The organism is Variovorax sp. GW822-FHT04E09, assembly GCF_058800845.1.
Genome location: NZ_JBXAMR010000003.1, coordinates 350,627 through 365,463, shown reverse-complemented (window position 1 = coordinate 365,463; position 14,837 = coordinate 350,627). Strand labels below are relative to the sequence as shown.

General features: G+C 66.8%; 18 protein-coding genes and 2 tRNA genes. 15 read left to right on the top strand and 5 right to left on the bottom strand.

Annotated features, from left to right (window positions below; genetic code table 11):
- The first annotated feature begins 17 nt into the window (after positions 1-17).
- Genes AC1RL8_RS13995 through AC1RL8_RS13960 form a run of 8 tightly spaced genes read left to right on the top strand, consistent with a single transcriptional unit; the run spans position 18 to position 7,734 of the window.
- On the top strand, positions 18-1,073 hold the full coding sequence (locus tag AC1RL8_RS13995; RefSeq protein ID WP_070062349.1) for a branched-chain amino acid ABC transporter permease: 1,056 nt from the start codon (positions 18-20) through the stop codon (positions 1,071-1,073).
- A complete protein-coding gene (locus tag AC1RL8_RS13990; protein ID WP_492684558.1) occupies positions 1,070-2,857 on the top strand; it encodes a branched-chain amino acid ABC transporter ATP-binding protein/permease in 1,788 nt (595 codons plus the stop codon). Before AC1RL8_RS13995 ends, AC1RL8_RS13990 begins: the two co-directional genes overlap by 4 nt.
- A complete protein-coding gene (locus AC1RL8_RS13985) occupies positions 2,854-3,585 on the top strand; it encodes an ABC transporter ATP-binding protein (protein WP_095950531.1) in 732 nt (243 codons plus the stop codon). Before AC1RL8_RS13990 ends, AC1RL8_RS13985 begins: the two co-directional genes overlap by 4 nt.
- Complete coding sequence (locus AC1RL8_RS13980; protein WP_492684557.1) at positions 3,575-5,164, top strand: ATP-dependent acyl-CoA ligase; 1,590 nt, start codon at positions 3,575-3,577, stop codon at positions 5,162-5,164. Before AC1RL8_RS13985 ends, AC1RL8_RS13980 begins: the two co-directional genes overlap by 11 nt.
- Positions 5,161-5,910: an SDR family NAD(P)-dependent oxidoreductase gene (locus AC1RL8_RS13975; protein ID WP_492684556.1), complete on the top strand. Its 750-nt coding sequence runs from the start codon at positions 5,161-5,163 to the stop codon at positions 5,908-5,910. Before AC1RL8_RS13980 ends, AC1RL8_RS13975 begins: the two co-directional genes overlap by 4 nt.
- A 53-nt stretch (positions 5,911-5,963) precedes the next feature.
- The gene (locus tag AC1RL8_RS13970) at positions 5,964-6,740 is read left to right on the top strand and encodes an SDR family NAD(P)-dependent oxidoreductase (protein ID WP_492684555.1); all 777 of its coding nucleotides are present in this window, start codon (positions 5,964-5,966) and stop codon (positions 6,738-6,740) included.
- Positions 6,737-7,270 carry a MarR family winged helix-turn-helix transcriptional regulator gene (locus tag AC1RL8_RS13965; protein WP_062473285.1) on the top strand — a complete coding sequence of 178 codons (534 nt, stop codon included), beginning with the start codon at positions 6,737-6,739 and terminating at the stop codon, positions 7,268-7,270. The genes AC1RL8_RS13970 and AC1RL8_RS13965 overlap by 4 nt, the downstream gene beginning before the upstream one ends.
- Positions 7,267-7,734 carry an acyl-CoA thioesterase gene (locus AC1RL8_RS13960; RefSeq protein WP_492684554.1) on the top strand — a complete coding sequence of 156 codons (468 nt, stop codon included), beginning with the start codon at positions 7,267-7,269 and terminating at the stop codon, positions 7,732-7,734. The genes AC1RL8_RS13965 and AC1RL8_RS13960 overlap by 4 nt, the downstream gene beginning before the upstream one ends.
- Before the next feature lie 6 nt (positions 7,735-7,740).
- Here AC1RL8_RS13960 and AC1RL8_RS13955 read toward each other — a convergent pair whose 3' ends face one another.
- Positions 7,741-8,157: a hypothetical protein gene (locus tag AC1RL8_RS13955; RefSeq protein WP_139702007.1), complete on the bottom strand. Its 417-nt coding sequence runs from the start codon at positions 8,155-8,157 to the stop codon at positions 7,741-7,743.
- 3 nt (positions 8,158-8,160) lie between these two features.
- Positions 8,161-8,490, bottom strand: a complete 330-nt coding sequence (locus AC1RL8_RS13950) for a hypothetical protein (RefSeq protein ID WP_307588821.1) — start codon at positions 8,488-8,490, stop codon at positions 8,161-8,163.
- 285 nt (positions 8,491-8,775) lie between these two features.
- Here AC1RL8_RS13950 and AC1RL8_RS13945 point away from each other — a divergent pair.
- The 4 genes from AC1RL8_RS13945 to AC1RL8_RS13930 all read left to right on the top strand — a co-directional run bounded on the left by AC1RL8_RS13945 (position 8,776) and on the right by AC1RL8_RS13930 (position 9,923).
- Positions 8,776-8,852 (top strand) — tRNA-Pro (locus AC1RL8_RS13945).
- A gap of 142 nt (positions 8,853-8,994) precedes the next feature.
- Entirely contained in the window at positions 8,995-9,207 is a 213-nt protein-coding gene (locus AC1RL8_RS13940) for a short-chain dehydrogenase (protein ID WP_159275720.1), read from the top strand.
- 35 nt (positions 9,208-9,242) lie between these two features.
- A tRNA-His gene (locus AC1RL8_RS13935) sits at positions 9,243-9,316 on the top strand.
- Positions 9,317-9,359: 43 nt separating this feature from the next.
- Positions 9,360-9,923 (top strand): HNH endonuclease, encoded by a 564-nt coding sequence (locus AC1RL8_RS13930; protein WP_062473294.1) that lies wholly within the window; start codon positions 9,360-9,362, stop codon positions 9,921-9,923.
- 130 nt (positions 9,924-10,053) lie between these two features.
- Here AC1RL8_RS13930 and AC1RL8_RS13925 read toward each other — a convergent pair whose 3' ends face one another.
- On the bottom strand, positions 10,054-10,230 hold the full coding sequence (locus AC1RL8_RS13925) for a hypothetical protein (RefSeq protein WP_157627325.1): 177 nt from the start codon (positions 10,228-10,230) through the stop codon (positions 10,054-10,056).
- 109 nt (positions 10,231-10,339) lie between these two features.
- On the opposite strand from AC1RL8_RS13925, the gene AC1RL8_RS13920 reads away from it, so the two are divergent.
- Together AC1RL8_RS13920 and AC1RL8_RS13915 are read left to right on the top strand one after the other, a co-directional pair.
- Positions 10,340-10,753, top strand: coding sequence for a hypothetical protein (locus tag AC1RL8_RS13920; protein ID WP_492684553.1), 414 nt, complete (start codon positions 10,340-10,342; stop codon positions 10,751-10,753).
- Positions 10,754-11,014: 261 nt separating this feature from the next.
- The gene (locus AC1RL8_RS13915; protein WP_492684552.1) at positions 11,015-11,287 is read left to right on the top strand and encodes a hypothetical protein; all 273 of its coding nucleotides are present in this window, start codon (positions 11,015-11,017) and stop codon (positions 11,285-11,287) included.
- Here AC1RL8_RS13915 and AC1RL8_RS13910 read toward each other — a convergent pair.
- Positions 11,280-13,148, bottom strand: a complete 1,869-nt coding sequence (locus AC1RL8_RS13910) for a DNA/RNA helicase domain-containing protein (protein ID WP_492684551.1) — start codon at positions 13,146-13,148, stop codon at positions 11,280-11,282. The genes AC1RL8_RS13915 and AC1RL8_RS13910 overlap by 8 nt on opposite strands.
- Position 13,149: 1 nt before the next feature.
- Positions 13,150-13,563 carry a nucleotide pyrophosphohydrolase gene (locus AC1RL8_RS13905; protein ID WP_492684550.1) on the bottom strand — a complete coding sequence of 138 codons (414 nt, stop codon included), beginning with the start codon at positions 13,561-13,563 and terminating at the stop codon, positions 13,150-13,152.
- Between the two features lie 401 nt (positions 13,564-13,964).
- Between AC1RL8_RS13905 and AC1RL8_RS13900 the strand changes: the two genes are divergently transcribed.
- The gene (locus tag AC1RL8_RS13900; RefSeq protein WP_492684549.1) at positions 13,965-14,831 is read left to right on the top strand and encodes an SRA domain-containing endonuclease; all 867 of its coding nucleotides are present in this window, start codon (positions 13,965-13,967) and stop codon (positions 14,829-14,831) included.
- Positions 14,832-14,837 lie beyond the last annotated feature (6 nt).

Sequence of the window (14,837 nt, the reverse complement as noted above, 5' to 3'; positions counted from 1 at the left end):
CCGACAGAGGTTTTTCTATGAACTGGGACGTGGCATTGATCCTCGTCACCGACGGCCTGGCCAACGGTGCCGTCTATCTGCTGGCCGGGCTCGGGCTGGTGCTGATCTTCTCGGTCACGCGGGTGGTGTTCGTGCCGTTCGGCGACATCGCGGCCTTTGCCGCCCTGTCGCTGGCGGCCTTCGAGACCGGCCGCGTGCCGCCGACCATCGGCATGGTCGCGGTGTTGGCCGCGCTGGCGCTGGCCACCGAGATCGGCAGCCTGCTGCGGCGCGGCGAGGCCGCGCGCATCCCGAAGGCGGTGCTGATGTGGGGCGTGCTGCCCGCCATTCCGTGCGTGCTCGCCTGGCTGGCGGCGCGGCCCGGCGTGCCGGTGGCCGTGCACATCGCGGTGGCCGTGCTGCTGGTGGTGCCCATCGCGCCGCTGCTGGCACGCGTGGTGTTCCAGCCGATCGCCGACGCCTCGGTGCTGGTGCTGCTGATCGTGTCGCTGGCGCTGCACTTCCTGCTGTCGGGCCTGGGCCTGCTGTTCTTCGGGCCTGAAGGCTCGCGCACCACGCCGCTCACGAGCGCGGTGTTCACGCTGGGCGACGGCTTCACGGTCAGCGGCCAGGTGGTGCTGATGGTGGGGGCGGCCGTGGTGCTGAGCGGGTTGTTCTTCCTGGTGTTCGAGCGCACGGTGGCCGGCAAGGCGCTGCGCGCCACGGCCGTGAACCGCGTGGGTGCGCGGCTGGTCGGCATCCGGCCGGTGCGCACGGCGCTGCTGGCCTACGGCTGCGCCTCGCTGCTGGCGGGGCTCATCGGCGTGCTGATCGCGCCGGTGACCACCATGTACTACGACTCGGGTTTCATCATCGGCCTGAAGGCCTTCGTGGCCGCGATCATCGGCGGGCTCGTGAGCTACCCGATGACGGCCATCGGCGCGCTGGCGGTCGGCGTGGTCGAGAGCTTCGCGTCGTTCTGGAGCGGCGCGCTGAAAGACGTGATCGTGTTCAGCCTGCTGATCCCGGTGCTCATGCTGCGCTCCTTCATGGCGGCCCATTCGGAAGAGGAAGAAGACGAGGTGGACCAATGAACGGCAACACGAAACGCATGGCGTGGATCGCGGGCGTGATCGTCGTGCTGGCCCTGGTGCCGGCCGTGGCGGGCAGCTTCACGGTCTCGCTGCTCAACGACATCGGCATCGGCGCGCTGGTGGCGCTGGGCCTCGTGCTGCTCACCGGCGTGGGCGGCGCCACCTCGTTCGGCCAGGCGGCCTTCGTGGGCATCGCGGCCTATGCCACGGCGTGGCTCACCACCGCGCAGGGCCTGTCGCCGTGGCTGGGGCTCCTGTTCGCGCTGCTGCTCACGGGGCTGTCGGCGCTGGCCATCGGCATGCTGACCTTGCGGCTGGGCGGGCACTTCCTGCCGCTGAGCACCATCGCCTGGGGGCTGTCGATCGCGATGCTGTTCGGCAACGTCGATGCGCTCGGGCGCCACACGGGCCTGTCGAACATCCCGGCGCTGCAGATCGGCGGCTGGTCGCTGGCCGATCCGCGCGCGATGTACTACCTGATCTGGGTGGTGGTCGGGCTGGCCTGCCTGTTCAGCCACAACCTGCTGCAGTCGCGGCCCGGGCGCGCCATCCGCGGGCTGCGCGGCGGCGCCACGCTGCTGGCCAGCGTGGGGGCCGACGCCTACCGCGTGCGGCTGTCGCTGTTCGTCACGGCAGCGCTGTTCGCGGGGCTGGCGGGCTGGCTCTATGCGCACATGAACCGCTTCGTGAGCCCGTCGCCCTTCGACGTGCGCGCCAGCATCGAGTACCTGCTGATGGCCGTGGCCGGCGGGCTCGGGCAGCTGGCGGGTGCGCTGGTGGGCGCGGCGCTGGTGCTGGTGTTGAAGAACGGCCTGCAGGACGTGCTGCCGATGCTCACGCAGCGCGCGGGCCAGCTGGAGGCCGTGGCCTTCGCGGCGCTGTTCATCCTGCTGCTGCACTTTGCGCGCGGCGGCGTGATGGGCCTGCTGCGGCGCTGGACGCGCCGGTGTGCCGCGCCGCAGGGCGCCTCGCGCTACACCGGCGCGCCGGTCGAGCCGCTGCCGCACCGGCAGCTGCCGGCACGCGGCACGCAGGTGCTGTCGGTCAACGGCGCCGTGAAGCGCTTCGGCGGGCTGGTGGCGGTGAACGATGTGAGCTTCGACGTCAAGGCGGGCGAGATCATCGGCCTCATCGGGCCCAACGGCGCGGGCAAGTCGACCATGTTCAACCTGCTGACCTGCACGCTGCCGATGAGCGCGGGCCAGGTGCGCTTTCTCGAGCACGACATCGCCGGCATGCCGCAGCGCGCGGTGGCGCGGCTCGGGCTGGCGCGCACCTTCCAGCACGTGAAGCTGCGCCCGCACATGAGCCTGCTGGACAACGTGGCGCTGGGCGCGCACTCGCGCACGCGCTCGGGCATCCTGAAGGCGGGCCTGCGGCTGGACCGCACGGAAGAAAGCCAGATCCTGCAGGAGGCGCAGCGCCAGCTCGACCGCATCGGCCTGGGCGACCGCGCGCACGAGCTCGCGGGCAGCCTGCCGCTGGGCACGCAGCGCATCCTGGAGATCGCGCGCGCGCTGGCCGCCGACCCTGTGCTGCTGGTGCTCGACGAGCCCGCGGCCGGCCTGCGTCGCAAGGAAAAGATGGCACTCGGTGACCTGCTGCGCAAGCTGCGCGAGGAGGGCGTGACCATCCTGATCGTCGAACACGACATGGACTTCGTGATGAAACTGGTGGACCGTTTGGTGGTGATGAACTTCGGCTCCAAGCTCGTGGAGGGCGTGCCGTCGGCGGTGCGTGCCGACGAGCGTGTGCAGGCCGCTTACCTCGGGAGCGTCGTATGACCGCGATGCTGGAGATTGGCGACCTTCATGTGTCGTACGGGCAGGTGGAGGCCGTGCGCGGCGTGTCGCTCGACGTGCAGCGGGGCCAGATCATCTCGGTGATCGGCCCCAACGGCGCGGGCAAGACCACGCTGCTGGCCGCGGCCATGGGCCTGCTGCCGTGCAAGGGCACGCTGCGCTTCGAAGGCGAAGACCTGCAGGGGCTCGATGTGGAGTCGCGTGTGGAGCGCGGGCTGTGCCTCGTGCCCGAGCGGCGCGAGCTGTTCGGCGAACTCACCGTGCTCGACAACCTGCAGCTCGGCGCCTACGCCAAGCGGCTGCGCGGCGATGCGATGAAGCGGCAGCTGCAGTCGGTGTACGACCGCTTCCCGCGCCTGGCCGAGCGCCGCGCGCAACGCGCCGACACGCTCTCGGGCGGCGAGCGGCAGATGCTGGCGGTGGGCCGCGCGCTCATGTCGGCGCCGCGCCTCTTGATGCTCGACGAGCCCAGCCTGGGCCTGGCGCCGCTGATCGTGCGCGACATCCTCACCATCGTGCGCAAGCTGCGCGACGACGGCGTGTCGATCCTGCTGGTGGAGCAGAACGCGCGCGCCGCGCTCGAGAGCTCCGACGAAGGCTACGTGCTGGAGACGGGCGAGATCGCGCTGTCCGGTGCTTCCGGTGACCTCGCGAGCGACCCGCGCGTGCAGGCCACCTACCTCGGCGGAGGCACGCACGATGACGAGTGACCCGCGCGCGGTGCCGCCGGCGCAGCGCACGCTGCCCGCCATGCTGCAGCGGCAGGCGGCGCTGTTCGGCGGCCGCCCGCTGCTGCGCATCGCGGGCCGGCAATGGACGCATGCCGATGCGGCCGACGCCGCGGCCACGCGCGCCGGTGCGCTTGCACAGCATGGCGTGGCGCGCGGCGACCGCATCGCCGTGATGTGCGGCAACCGCATCGAGTTCCTCGACACCTTCCTCGGCGCGGGCTGGCTCGGTGCCTCGGTCGTGCCGGTCAACACCGCGTCGATGGGGCCGCAGATCGAGTACTTCCTCGCAAACAGCGAGGCGAAGCTGCTGGTGATCGAGGCGGGCTTTCTCGATCGGCTGGCCACGGCCGAGCTGGCCCGCACGGCGCTGCGCGAGGTGTGGGTGGTGGGCGAGCCCGAAGCGCCATGGACGCCGCCCGCCGGCGTGCGCGTGTCGGCCTACCCGCCGGGCGCGCAGGCGCTGCCGCCCGCGCCGGTGCAGCCGGGCGACCCGCTCGCCATCCTCTACACCTCGGGCACCACGGGCCCGGCCAAGGGCGTCATCTGCCCGCAGGCACAGTACTTCTGGTGGGGCGTGAACAGCGCCGAGGTGCTCGGCGTCGGCCGCGACGACGTGCTGTGCACCACGCTGCCGCTCTTTCACATCAACGCGCTCAACACCTTCGCGCAGGCCGCGCTCACCGGGGCCGAGGTGGTGTTCGAGTCGCGCTTCTCCGCCTCGGGCTTCTGGCCGGCGATGCGCGCCAACGGCGCGACCGTGGTCTACCTGCTCGGCGCGATGGTGCCGATCCTGCTGGCCCAGCCCGAGGGCGAGGGCGAGCGCGACCACCGCGTGCGCACCGGCCTCGGCCCCGGCGTGCCCGCGGCGGCGGGGCAGGCCTTCCAGGCGCGCACGGGCGTGGCGCTGCTCGAGGGCTACGGCTCGACCGAAACCAACTTCGCCATCGCCACCGCGCCCGATTCGCCGCGCGGCGGCGTCATGGGCTGGCTGCGCCCCGGCTTCCAGGCCTGCGTGGCCGATGAAGACGACGTGCCGCTGCCGCCAGGCGAAGCCGGCGAACTGCTGCTGCGCGCCGACGAGCCGTACGCTTTTGCCAGCGGCTATTTCCATATGCCCGAGAAGACCGTCGAAGCCTGGCGCAATCTGTGGTTCCACACCGGCGACCGCGTGGTGCGCGATGCCGACGGCGCGTTCCGCTTTGTCGACCGCATCAAGGACGCGATCCGCCGGCGCGGCGAGAACATCTCGTCCTTCGAGGTCGAGCAGGTGCTGCTGAGCCACCCCGGCGTGGCCTCGTGCGCGGTGTACCCCGTGCGCTCCGAGCTGGCCGAAGACGAGGTGATGGCCGCGCTGGTGGCGCGCGAGGGCGTCGTCATCGACCCGGCCGAGCTGGCGCGTTTCTGCGAAGGCCGCCTGCCGTACTTCGCGGTGCCGCGCTACATCGACCTCTTGCCCGACCTGCCGCGCACCGAGAACGGCAAGGTGCAGAAGTTCAAGCTGCGCGAGCGCGGCGTGGGGCCGCAGACCTGGGACGGTCGGCCCGCCAAAGCCGGATGACGCACGCCACCGCGCTTCCACTGGCAGGGCGCGTGGCCTTCGTGACCGGCGCGGGGCAGGGGCTGGGCGCGGCCATCGCGCGCGGGCTGGCGCAGGCCGGTGCGCGCGTGGCGGTGGCGGACATCGACGAAGCCAATGCCCAGGCCGTTGCCGCCGAGGTGAACGGCCTCGCACTGCCCCTCGACGTGCGCGACGAGCAGGCCTTCAACGATCGCTTCGCGCAGGCGGTGGCGCACTTCGGCGCCGTCGACATCCTGGTCAACAACGCAGCGCGCACGCTGACCACCTCGCTGTGGGATATCACACCCGCCGAGTGGGACGATGTGCTCGCCATCAACCTGCGCGGCAGCTTCTTCGGCTGCCGCATCGCCGGAAGGCACATGCGCGAACGCGGCGCGGGCCGCATCGTCAACCTGGCCTCGCTGGCGGGGCAACAGGTCAGCAGCGCCACCGGCGTGCACTACGCGGCCAGCAAGGCCGGCCTGCTGGCGCTGACGCGTGCCTTTGCGCAGGAGCTGGCGCCGCACGGCGTGACCGTGAACGCGCTGGCCCCCGCCGCCATCGACAGCCCCGCGCTCGCTGCGCTGGCGCCCGAGCGGCAGCAGGCGCTGAAGGCCGGCATTCCGCTCGGCCGCTTCGGCCTGGCCGACGAGGTGGCTGCCGCCGTCGTCTACCTGGCCTCGCCGGCCGCGGCCTTCATGACCGGGGCGACGCTCGACCTCAACGGCGGCCGTTTCATGCGGTAGCACCCTGCTGGTGCGCAAATGGCTAAAATGATTCAGAACTAAACCATTCAGGTATGCACACAAATTCGCTCACTGGCCGTCATGCCCTCGTCACCGGCGCCGCTCGCGGCATCGGCGCAGAGATCGCCCGCACCCTCGCTGCCCAGGGGGCAGTGCTGACCCTGCTGGGCCGCGACGCGCAGGCCCTGCAGCGCGTGGCCGACACCCTGGCGGGCAGCGGCCACGGCGTGGTGGCGGCCGACGTGGCCGACCCGGAGGCTGTTCAGTCGGCCTTTGCGCAGGCGCGGGCCGAGCGCGGGGCGGTGACCGTGCTGGTCAACAACGCGGGCGCCGCCGAGAGCGCGCCGTTCCTGAAGACCTCGGTCGAGCTGTGGCAGCGCATGCTGTCGGTCAACCTCACCGGCAGCTTCCTGTGCGCGCAGGCCGCGCTGCCCGACATGCTCGACGCGGGCTGGGGCCGCATCGTCAACATCGCCAGCACGGCGGGCCAGAAGGGCTACGCCTACGTGTCGGCCTACACCGCGGCCAAGCACGGCGTGATCGGCCTCACGCGCGCGCTGGCGCTCGAGGTGGCGCGCAAGGGCATCACCGTGAACGCCGTGTGCCCGGGCTACACCGACACCGACATCCTGCGCAACAGCGTCGCCAACGTGGTCGGCAAGACCGGCCGCAGCGAAGCCGATGCGCTGGCCGAGTTCTCCAGCGTGAACCCGCAAAAGCGCATCGTGCAGCCGGCCGAAGTGGCCGACGCCGTGCGCTGGCTGTGCGGCGAAGGCGCCGCCTCGGTCACGGGCCAGTCGATCTCCGTTTCAGGAGGAGAAGTCACATGAGTCGCAACGATGCCTCCCACGCCGTGCTGAGCGACGCCGAAGAACTCGGCCACGAAGCCCGCGCCGGCCATGAAGACCACGCCATGCTCAAGCTGTGGCTGCGCATGCTCGCGAGCACCACGCAGATCGAGGCCGAGATCCGGCGCCGGCTGCGCGAGCGCTTCGGCATCTCGCTGGCGCGCTTCGACTACATGGCCCAGCTGTACCGCTACGAAGACGGCTTGAAGATGCGCGTGCTCTCGCGCTACCTGATGGTGACCGGCGGCAACGTCACCGGCCTGACCGACGAACTCGAGCGCGAAGGCATGGTGGCGCGCGCGCCCAGCCCCGACGACCGCCGCGCCTGGATCGTGAGCCTCACGCCCGAAGGCCGCAACGCCTTCGAAGCCATGGCCACCGAGCACGAGCAGTGGATCCTCGAGATGTTCTCGGGCCTGGACATGAAGACCGTCAAGCAGATGCACAACCAGCTCGGGCTGCTGCGCGTGCACGTGATGCGCGGCGACGGCGCGGTCGAGGACCGCGCATGAGCGGCGAGGGCGGTGGTGTGGAGTTCCAGCGCCCGCGCCTGATCCGTTTTTCCGACTGCGACCCGGCGGGCATCGTCTTCTATCCGCAGTACTTCGTGATGCTCAACGGCCTGGTCGAAGACTGGGTGAGCGAGGGGCTCGGCGTGGGCTACCACGCACTGATCGGCGAGCGCCGCGTCGGCCTGCCGACCGTGAAGCTCGACGCCGATTTTCGCGCCGTGAGCCGCATGGGCGACCAAGTGATGCTCGGCATCTCGGTAGCGCAGCTGGGCTCGCGCTCGATCACGCTGTCGCTGCGCTGCTTCGAGCCCACCACGGGCGAGCTGCGCATGCAGGTGCGGCAGGTACTGGTGACGACCTCGCTCGACACGCACCGCGCCATCGCCGTGCCGGACGACATGCGCGCGGCCATCCTGCGCGATGCGCCAGCGCTGGCCGTTGCCGAGCCCGCTGGCAAGACCTGAGAGAGGCTAGGGCGCCGGCGCAGGGCCGTCGGCAGGCTCGAGCGCCTTCTTCTCCTGCGCGTGCTTCTTCAGCCAGCCGCTGAGCTCTCGTTTCCCTTTGGCGTTGGCCTGGCGCCACGCCTCGCGCGCGGCCGCCACGAAGCGTTCTTCCGCCGCATCGGGCGGTGCTTCCGAAGGCGCAGTGTTGTCTTCGTCGAGCCAGCCGGCGGCCACGTCGCAGTGCCGTTCGATCTGCCGTGCGAGCTTGTCGCCGATGGGCCGCGCACTCTTGATCTGGCTCCACATGCTCGGAGAGATTTCGAGCTTGCGCGCGAACGCCTGGTCGAGCCCCTTGGCGGGCAGGCCCGCCGCGACGGCGTCCTCGAGAAAGCGGCGATGCAGCACAAGCGCATTGCGGCGGCGCGCGACGGTGGTATGGGGCACTGTTCAAAAACAACAACAAGACAAGAAAAGATTGTCCCGGTTGTTGACGTCGCCGTAAACACTCTTTACAGTTGCCTCCAATTCACGGCACAAGCCGTCCCTTTTTTCCAACCCCTTACAGCCGACAGCGGCAATTTTTGACCAGGAACCATCGTGAACACCGCACTGATCCTCACCAGCCATCGACCCGCCTCGGGCCGACCGCTCGTGCGCGTCGGGTTCTGCCATGGTTTCGACATGCCGTCGCCCCTGTCGTTGTCTTCGCACCTGAACACCGCGTACGCCGCCAAAGCCGCAGCCCGTCTGCGCGTGGGTGGTCAGTTCGAGGCTCATCAGGTGCCCCCGGGTGGAGGTCGCGCGTAGGCGCGCATCTCTCAAGCTCTCTCGCAAAGAGGCCCGGACACCGCAAGGTTCCGGGCCTTTTTGTTTTTGCCGCTTTCCATTTCGGGTGTGCCTTCACCCCACCGCCAGAAATTGCCGCGTCGACGGTCTGGCGGGATGTGCATGAGTTGATCACTCCTGTGCAGCGACGTTCGACGGGGCCGCGCCCAGCGCGCGGCCCGTCGCGTGAGGACACAACCGAAATGGAAAGCGCGGGCAGGCTTTTTAGTTTTTCTTCCGTGTGTGGCGCAGCCTGGTAGCGCATCTGGTTTGGGACCAGAGGGTCGCAGGTTCAACTCCTGCCACACGGACCACACCCGAGCGGGACCGGGCCATGCCAACGCGTGGCCCGCCCCGCGGAAACCGGCCGCAAAGATGGGGCGGCGCCGGAACCCGTCACCGGACATTTTTTCAAGTCATTACTTTCTTTTTTCGTCACCCACCAAGGAGGCCCTCATGCGCAAGCGCAACTCACCGATCCGGATGATCGCCGTGCACCCGGCACCGCTGCCGCGCAGGCACATGGTGTGGTCGCTGGCCCAGCGCTTCGGCGTGGGGCTCGGGCCGCGCTACGTGGCGGATCGCGCGTCGGCATTGCCGGGCGGCAGCGAGGCGCCACTCGACAGCCTCGACCTCGACCAGCGCGTGCGCGCGTCGGGCGAGTGGTAGCAGCTCGGCACTGCTCGTCTTCTGTTTCTTCAATGGTGCGTGTAGCTCAATGGCAGAGCCGCGGGTTGTGGTCCCGCTGACAACGGTTCGATTCCGTTCGTGCACCCCATCCGTTCACCACAAGCCATCGCCGCGAAGGGAGGCGATTCGTCATGCATTCACACGTCCTGCAACTCGATATTCAGGGCACGCCGCAAGCCTGGATCTCGCTGGAGCAGGCGGTGTTGCACTACGCCACCGGCAACGTGGCCTGGGAAGACGGCGCGCTGCCGCTGGCCACGCTGCGCGGCGGCTTCAACGTGGCGCGCGGTGTGCAGTCGCGCATCGACGTCGCGCCCATCATCGCGCTGCGCGGCGCGTCGAAGATCAACCTCTTCGACGTCGTGCCCGGCGTGACCAAGGCCAAGCTGCTGCGCCGCGACCGCCACACCTGCGCCTACTGCGCGCAGGTGTTCGCCGACCGCGACCTGCAGTGCGAACACGTCATGCCCGAGTCGCGCGGCGGCCCATGGAGCTGGACCAACCTTGTGAGCGCCTGCGCCGTCTGCAACAACCGCAAGGCCGCGCGCACGCCCGAAGAAGCCGGCATGCCGCTGGTCTACCTGCCGTACGTGCCGAGCCGCTTCGAGAACTTCCTGCTCGAAGGCCGCAACATCCGCGCTGACGTGCACGAGTGGCTGGCCAAGCGCCTGCCGCGCGGCTCGCGGCTGCAGTAGCGCCGCGCGCACAAAGAGAAAAGCCCGCTGCCCGTTGGATCAACGGACAGCGGGCTTTGCCTTGTGCGGCTCGCGGTGAGCGAGTGAGTGAATCAGTGGAGGCGTGGGCGGCTTGCTTGTTTGCTTGTGTTCAGCGCCCCGCGCCGAAGAAGCTGTAAGCCACTGCTGTGGCTGCTGCGAGCCCGCCGAGCAAGATGAAGAGCACCTTCGTCGTACGGCGAGGGCCGCGCCGTGAACGGACCCAATGTTCCGGCCCGATCAGATCGATCGGAACCGTGGGTTTGCCTATGTCGGATGCCTTTTCCATGCCAAGAAATATAGCGCAGGCGCCAAAGCAAGAAGTTACAACGGCTTTTTGGCCCCATCGCACCGTGGCCGCTTGCCGACACCAGATAGAAACGTGTGAAATATTCCTCATGAACCAACAAATCATTCTCGAGAGCCTGGTCCGCGCCCTGGAGAGCTGGGTCCGCAACGCCTCCGCGGCCGAGCTGTGGCGCGTGCACCGCGAGGGCGGCCTGGGCACATCGATCCGCACCGAAGGCGAGAGCGTCGTGCACGTGCGCATCGCGCTCGACGGCCCGCCCGATGCGCTGTCGAACATCGGCAAGACCGATGGCCGCCTGCCCATGACCGAAGCGTTCAGAGGCGCGAATGGCGAAGCAGGGTGGGGCACCCCACCACCGCAAGGAAGCGCCGAGCGCGAGCAGTGGTTTCTGTCGAGCGACGTGGCGCAGGAGCAGGCGCGGCAGTACCTGCTGGCGGAGGTGGCGGCGCGGCGGGATGCGTTGGTGCGGCGGGTGGAGGCGTGGGCTGCGGGTGCTGGTTGAGGCCGGTGCGCGATTCGCAGGGCGATCGTCTTCGCGTGCGTGACTACAAGTCGACGCGAGTCCTCATTTGTTCACCGTGAGAGGCTTCCGCTGACGCGCTTCTCTCCCTACATTTGAACGACCGCCGCGCCTCACGGCGGGACATCGATGCACACCGCAGCGATGTCGATGTGAGGCACAAAAGGCGACGGCCAGGGTGCGCTAACACCCTGACCGTCTGACCAAACAACGTGCACTGACTTTGGAAAGCGAGCACATCAAATGGCTGATCAAATTATCGCCGGGCAAACCATGCCCGATTCCCTCAGGGCAACCTGCCCCGACGCGGCCGACGTTCTCGAGAAGAAGTCGTCCCAACTGCAATCGCTGCTGAGCTGCTGCTACGGAGACTGCAGTGAATGGTTCGACGCGATTGGTGCCGTGCACCGAGACCACGTGATGTGGATCGCAGCAGACCTAGCGGGCGAAGTCGCAGAGCTTGCGCAGCAACTGCTGAGACGGATCAACGCAGCGGACGCGTCGGCACCTACATGAGCGCTGCAGGGGACGACAACCGCGCGCGGAAGTAGCTAGCGGTCTCCTCGTCGCTGCAGTAGACGTAGCACCCCTTCATGCCGCGCGTCATCAGCGTGCGGTAGGTGTTCTTGATGATCAGGTCCGCCTCTGCCGTGGCGTTCTTCGGGTCTGCCTTGAGCCGCGCCTTGTAGCCGCGCAAGGTCTTGTCGTGCCGGTCGCGGGCCTTCGGCTCCGTCACGACCCGACCGTCACGCACGATGAGGTCGGGGCCGACGATCACGCCGATGTAGTCCACCTCCAGCCCTTGGCAGGTGTGGATGCAGCCGACCTCGTTGATTGAGTTCGGCGCAATGATCCAAAGGCTGCCATCGACATCGAGGTTCCATCGCTTGCGGTAGTCGCCAATGACGATGTCGAAGGCTTTCGGGTCTTTCTTGCTGGTCCAGGGCCAGCAGTAACCGGCGACGACACGGGCGGTGCCTGTGTGGTTCTTCTGCGCAATCGCCGTATGAAGGTCCGCCGGATCGCTGAAGACCTGAAAGTCGAACTCGGCTGGCGTGAGCGTCTTGTTCGCGGTCTCTCGAACGGCGAGGGCGTCGTCGAGCCACGCGATGTAGCCGTCGGAGCCGCTGCATCTGAACTGCGATGCGAGTTCGTGCTCAGAGACCTCTGCGCCCTTGTCCGTGCCGAATGTGCGAATGGTTTGTTTCGTGCCGATGTCGCTCAACGCGACCCGCTGGTCCTCGTCGATGAAGAACACCGTGCACTTGGCGGCGGCAATCAACTCCTTGACTTGGTTCTCGCCCAGGTTGCCGTACAGGCCGCTCTTTTCGTTCAGGCGGTGCGCCTCGTCCACGATCAGCACGTCGAACTGGTCTGCGGGTGTTTCGATGAAACCACCGGAGCCCGTGAAGAGGTTGGAGTAGCGCGTGCGCGTCATGGTGCCCGCGAGCTTGGTTTCGTAGACGCGCCGAGGTGCGGCGTTCTTCGAAACGTATTTGCAGTTCAGGCCGGCACCCATCAAGGTGACCAGTGCGTTGATAGCGAGCACCGTCTTGCCAGTCCCCGGGCCGCCTTCGACGATCACCACCTTGGGGTTCGCGCTCGATGCAGATCGGCCTGCAGCCAAGATGTTCTCGTAGACCTCTTTCTGGTCATCGATCAAGATGAACTCGGGATTCCCCTTCAGCAGGCCCGCAAGGCTGTCGCTGAGCGCCTTCGATGGCCTGATGCGGCCGTTGGCCAGTTCATAGAGCACGCTCGGGTCGCCGAACTTGATGTGCTGTTTGATGAAGTTGCGAAGCATGCTTCGCTCGGTCTCGCCCTTCAGGAACAGCGGCGCTTTCGCGATGTAGCCGGCGTAGTGGTCCGAGTCGATGACACCATCGCGCTCGTAGTTGTGCAGATACGCGCACGCTTGGACTGAAATGCCGCCGGCATAGACGGCCTCATTGAAGCCCTCCATCAACGAGGCATAGGACCACGCTTGGTATGAGGGGTGCACCACGTCTCGGTGCCCTCCGCCGAGGTAGGTGTTGACCAGTGCGTCCTTGGTCGAAGACTTCACCTTGTCCCACTGCTTCAGCTCGACGATCACGATGTTCTTCGAGTCGTCGTGGCCTCGGCCAGTCAGGCTGATGTCGATGCGCTTGGAACTTTGCGGGATATGAAGTTCAACGGCCACGCCGACGTCATTCGGAATTTCGGAGTCGCTGAGGACCTTCGACATGTAGCCAAGCGACTCCTTCCATGACTTCTTTTCTGCCGCAGACACGTTGCGTCCCGTGGTGTGGAAGTACTTGGCGAAGACGACCTCCTCGATGTCCCTGTCGTTGCTGTCGCTGAGAAATTGCTTCTTGTCGGCCTCGTAGACGATCACGTCAGTCCTTCCCAGATTCGCGCGCTTCCTGCGAGCTGTGCTTCTTGCTGCTACCGCGCACCTTGTCAGCCGGATAGCGCAGGGCATTGGCCTTCAGCTTCTGTTGGACCGCAGCGTTGAGGTCCACGCCCAAGACGGAAGACAGGCGAACGAGATAGAGCAGGACATCCGCGAGTTCGTCCTGAACGGCCTGGGCTGTCTGTGGGTTTCGGCCGGCTTCTTTGGAGCCTTGCTCGGACATCCACTGAAAGATCTCGTTCAGCTCGCCGACCTCGCCGGTCAGGGCCATCACCAAGTTCTTGGGGGAGTGGAACTGGGCCCAGTCGCGCTCGGTGGCGAAGTGCTCCAAGCGTGCGGCAAGCGGCGCGACGTTGACGAGTGGGGTGTCCAACGCCGCGTCAGCTGCATCGGTCATGTGGGGCTCTCCTATCGCCTTGTGCCAATGAGGTGTGTCTGTCCGGTTCTGCCCGCCTTCAATAAACGGAAGCGGTGCCGGACTCCGGTCATGAAACAAGTGTATCTAGCGAGGGTCCTGCCATTTCACAGTTGCTCAATAAATTGGCAGGCAAGCGACCAGACTTGCTCGGGGCGCCCAGGGTTTGGCTCACAAGCCAGGAAACAATGATTGCGTAGAGGGCGCCAAACTGTGAACTGCCCGATTGATTGACGTTAAAGTGTAGTCAATCGTTAACGAAGGGCGGGTGATGCCAGGCTATTTCGGTGCAAATCGCGAGGTGCAGTGCGCTGTGATTTTTTCCAAATCGAAGGACCAGTGTCGAATTGGGAACAGCCAAATCGGTTTCTCGGTGAGCCGACGTGGCTAGCAAAACACCCTCACTCCCAATCGCCGGGCCGCTTCCATCTTTTGTTGTTGGGGAGATTTATCGGCGCTGGCCAAACCTCAATGACCCGTTTGGCGGCGGTCGGCAAGGCGGAATTTCTGATTCGGCGCAAGCACCAGTGACGTTTCTTTTCACTGGCGATAGTGGCGAGCAATATGGCTACGCCGATCGATTCGATGACGAGGGCACCTTCTTTTTCTCAGGCGAAGGCCAAGAAGGCGACATGCAGTTTGTTCGCGGCAACAAGGCAGTTCGCGACCACTCAGCCAGAGGAAAAGCGCTGCACTTGTTTCGGACCATTGGCAAAGGCAAGGGCCAAAAGTATCTCGGCGAATTTGTGTACCAGGGGCATGACTGGGTTCGTGCGCTGGACAAGAAGAAAGCGCTTCGAGATGCAATCATTTTTCGGCTGGTGCCGGTCACGCGTCTTGAACAACTGGAGCTTGCTGCAGCGGAGGATTCTGCTGAGGAGCTGACGCTGCAAGAGTCTCGAAACAGGGCAATTGCCGCGTCCAAGGTCGATGGCGCAAAAGACAGCACAAAGGGAAGCCGGACGGTCTATGACCGTAGCCGCGCGGTGCGGGACTATGTGCTTTTGCGGGCAGCAGGGAAATGTGAGCTTTGCAAGGAGCCGGCGCCGTTTCATCGAAGTGGCGGGTCGCCGTACTTAGAGCCGCATCACACCACGCGTGTATCTGATGGAGGGCCGGATCATCCGCAGTTCGTGGCCGCGCTGTGCCCAGCGTGCCATCGCGAAGTGCACTATGGCGAACACGCTCATACGAAGAATCTGGCTCTGATAGAACGACTTCGCAGCCTTGAGCCGGTGGGGCGGCATTGATTTCGG